This window comes from Amycolatopsis sp. CA-126428 (assembly GCF_002904335.1).
GTDB lineage: Bacteria > Actinomycetota > Actinomycetes > Mycobacteriales > Pseudonocardiaceae > Amycolatopsis.
In genome coordinates this window covers 1-3607 of the sequence record NZ_PPHF01000007.1, presented here as the reverse complement: position 1 = coordinate 3607, position 3607 = coordinate 1, and the positions used below count along the sequence as shown (strand labels likewise).

The 3607-nt window shown below is 66.9% G+C and carries 3 protein-coding genes; 2 read left to right on the top strand and 1 reads right to left on the bottom strand.

Going from position 1 to position 3607, the window contains the following annotated elements:
• Positions 1-903, top strand: a 903-nt coding sequence (locus C2L58_RS49125; RefSeq protein WP_199191051.1) for a hypothetical protein, incomplete at its 5' end; no start/stop codon positions are given.
• 395 nt (positions 904-1298) lie between these two features.
• Here C2L58_RS49125 and C2L58_RS01580 read toward each other — a convergent pair.
• A complete protein-coding gene (locus C2L58_RS01580; protein ID WP_103335195.1) occupies positions 1299-2060 on the bottom strand; it encodes a hypothetical protein in 762 nt (253 codons plus the stop codon).
• A 495-nt stretch (positions 2061-2555) separates the two neighbouring features.
• On the opposite strand from C2L58_RS01580, the gene C2L58_RS01575 reads away from it, so the two are divergent.
• Positions 2556-2852 carry a pentapeptide repeat-containing protein gene (locus C2L58_RS01575; protein ID WP_103335193.1) on the top strand — a complete coding sequence of 99 codons (297 nt, stop codon included), beginning with the start codon at positions 2556-2558 and terminating at the stop codon, positions 2850-2852.
• The last annotated feature ends 755 nt before the right edge of the window (positions 2853-3607 follow it).

The following is a 3607-nucleotide window of genomic DNA, read 5'->3' as shown; positions in this document are numbered from 1 at the left end:
GCGTCGGACGTTCCCGTGGTCGGCAACTACGCGAAGCTCGCCGAGACCGCGAAAACCCTCGACAACCACGCGAAGGTCCGGCGCGCGGCGGGCGCGGTGCCGGTAGCCGGGGCGCTCCTGAAGACCGCGGACGCGGCGAAGACGCTTCAGGCCCGGGCGAGCAAGCCCCAACGGGCGCCCGGGCGAGCGACGAACGCCTCGATGGCCAGGTCGGCGCCCACCCGGTCCGTCCCCGCGCAATGGGACGACGACGGTCCGCTCGTCCACTGGTTCTTCTGCCCCAACGCGGACTGCGACCGCGCGATGAAGTACCTCACCGGCCGGAGCCCGCGGCTGGTGGACGAACCGGCCGGGGGTGAGGTCCGGATCATCGAACCGGAGGGTGACGTTATCGGTGGCGTCGAAGGGGAATACTTCGGCCGCAAGTCGAGGGTCGTCACTCCGGGAGGCCGGGATGTCGGCAAGATCACCGTTGGTGTGGACGGCAAGGCGCTGGCCAAGCGTACGCGGGACGGCGGGCTCGACTTGAGCGCCGAGGGGTTCGCCGGTATCCGCTCCAGCGGGGCGGAGATGCCGACACCCACCGGACCCGTGCACGTCTCCGGGGCGCCGGAGGGGAACCTCGGCGTCGCCGGCCACGCGGAACTGGTCGCCACGCCGACGGAAGGTGTGAAGGCCGGGGCCGGAGTCGGCGCCACGGTCAACGCCCAGGCTCCCGAATACTCGGTCGACCTCGGGCCGTTCCGGCTCAAGGTCCAGCCGGAAGGGCGAGTCGGCACCGGTCTGGACGCCGAAGGCAGCTGGGCTCCGGAAGCCGACGGCAAGTGGCACCTGAAGGGCAAGGGGGGAGTTTCCGCCGGTGCCGGTGGGGCGTTGGGCTTCGACGTCTCCATGGCGGACTGAGATGATCCGGTTCGACGGACCACGGTGACCAGGTCCTGACGGCCACCTTCACGGCGCCGGCCGCCGTGAAGGTGGCCGGCTCTTCCGGTTCCCCGGCCGATGCCGGTCGACCAGGAGCGTGCGGGGGTCGAGGGCGGCGCGCAGGCGGCTGCGCAGGCCACCGCCGGCCAAGCCGCGCCGGACGGTGCGAACCGCGGCCCAGGCCTGGGCACCCGCCTTGCGCACTTGGAGCCCGGCCGGACCACAGGACCTGATCCACGGTGCCGCCCAGTGCGCGCAACCCGTCCACTAGATGGACAGCCGATTCCGGGCCGCGGCCGCCAGGACCGCGGCGGCTCGTTCCTCTATCTCGTGCACGCGCTCGCGCCAACAAGGGCCGGAAGCGGAGATTAGGGTCAACGACGGCGGAGCCGCGCAGGCCGGTGGACCGGGCTCGGAGCCGTCGGAAGTAGCAGATATTGATCTTGATCTTGCTCGGCGCAGTCGAGGTTTCGCGACCAGACGCCGTGAAGGATCGCGGACATAGCCAGCTCCGTCGTGCCTACGTTCCGCCGCTGATCAGACGGTCTTGGATACAGCGCCGTGAGCGTCCGGACCCGACCCTCTCGTCCCAGCACCCGGATGCGGTCCTGTTCCCCGACTTGCGGCGGGAGCAAACCGACGGTCTCCGCGATCCTTTCGACCTGCGCACGGACCGCGTCGAACTGTCGCAGGACGGCGAAGTGGAACAGCGGGGAGTCGGGTCGCTGCGCCTCTTCCTGCAGGCAGCCGGGAAATTCATCGAGGAACCGGGCAAGCAACTCGACAGCGTTCACCCCGAGCGCGTCCAGGGTTTCGATCTCAATGCCCAGGGACGGATCCCGCAGCCGCTGCAGCAGAGCATCAAGGGGCGCCGCCCCGGCGGCGCCGTCGAAGATGTCCGCTTCGACCGCCACTTCGACCGCCTGTCCGACCACCCACCGCACGTGCTCGCGCTCTTCGCGTGGTGTGCGCTCCGGCAAGCCGGAATCGATCACCGAATCCAGCGTGCGCTCGTAGACGTTCCGCAGCGCGGCTTCGTGACGCGGACCGAACGCGCGCTCCCCGAGCCGTTGCCCGGCAGACTTCACAGCTGGTCCGAGCAAGGCCTTGGCCAAGGCGGTGGCGACCGGCTCCATGGGCAGGCCCCTTCCGGGTCGGAGACGATACGATTGTGTCGCTCCCGGCACGGCGTCGTTACGGGCCCGGCCGCGCTCACCTTACGTCGACGGCAAGCTGCCGAGGAGTAGGTAACTTTCCTTCGGACTCATGAAGATGTAAATCGCGAGTGATCGATCCAGCCTGCCGTCCTGAAACGGTTCGACCGGATTCTGACCGACCTGGTGATCGAACTCGCTGGAGCACTGTAAGCGGTCGGCCGATAAGGCCTCCGGCCCAACCAGACCGGATGGGCTGTTCAGGGGATGTCGGGGTCGTCCACGGCAGCTTGCGTAACCGCAGCGATCGGACCGGCGACCTTGGACAGAGGACCGGTCGGCGAATGTTGAGGGGACACGGGAATGGCGTGCACGTGGTGGCGGGTGGGGCTGGTGGTGCTCGCCGCGCAACGGCTGCTCGCGCGCCACCTCCACCAAGGTGACCAGAGACATCCGCCCGCGACTCTCTGAGCAAGCATGAACCTTGACCTGACCGGAGCGGTCCTCATCGACCTCGACCTCAGCAGGTGCCGCGTCCACCACGCCACGTTCACTCGAGCCAAGTTCAGCTTGGAATGCTTGGTTCGTCAGGCGGTCTTCGGCAGCAATGCCCAGTTCGACGGGGCGGTGTTCGGCGCAGACGCCAGCCTCTCCAGGGCGAAGTTCGGCGGAGTCACCGGGATCGACGGGGCAGAGTTCGCCATGGAGGTGCCGGCCGAGGTGGTTTCCTACCTCGCATCCCGGAGCGACGCACAATCCTCCTGCGACCAGTGACGACGGCACGGGTGCTCCCGATTCGTGATCGACCTTGTCCCCGGGATGGACGAAGTGGCCACTGAAGCGGGCCCGGATGTCCTGGCTCAAATGGCAGCCGCGCCTGAACCGCGCTTTCCTCGATGTGCCGATCCGAGCAATTCTACGTCACGTTGAGCGTGCCAGCGTTGAACCATTGGTTCAACAAATAACGGGTGCCGCCCATGACCCTTAATTCGCGAAGATGAAAAGGTGGGCCTTCTGCTTGTCACAGGTGCCGCCGTATCACCTTTACCAGCACCTTTCTGCCCAGGACCAAAGCCGAAAGTTCGGTTTGCAGCGCCGCGCAATGAAATGACTTCGACCTATTCGCCGGAGCATCCGCTGAAGCAGCCGAGGAGGTGGCAAGACCGGCGGCCACGACCATTGCCATGGCCGCGGCGAACAGAAGACGACTACGCACTGCGCCCGTGAGGCCTCCGGCGACACGACTTGAACTTTTCGACAAGAAACCTCCAAAGTGGACGCTTTTGGCTGACAAGCACAGCTTCGCGGTGATCCTGACGTCCGCGCAATCCCCTACACTGGACGATTCCGGTACAGCCAGCACTACCTATGGCGGTCACTTCGTGCACCACCGGGCGTCCCGTGTCGCGGCCCGGTCCGCAACGACGGTCTTGTCCTTCGCCGAACCGTTGAGCAAGGGAGCAATGCTTGAAATCTGTGGATGGCTGGGAAGGGGGCGTACCTTCCCGGTGACCGGTTGAGGTTTCCAA

Coding starts and splice junctions, on each gene's coding strand:
- C2L58_RS01580 (WP_103335195.1), bottom strand. CDS start 2,060: ATGGAGCCGGTCGCCACCGCCTTGGCCAAGGCCTTGCTCGGACCAGCT.
- C2L58_RS01575 (WP_103335193.1), top strand. CDS start 2,556: ATGAACCTTGACCTGACCGGAGCGGTCCTCATCGACCTCGACCTCAGC.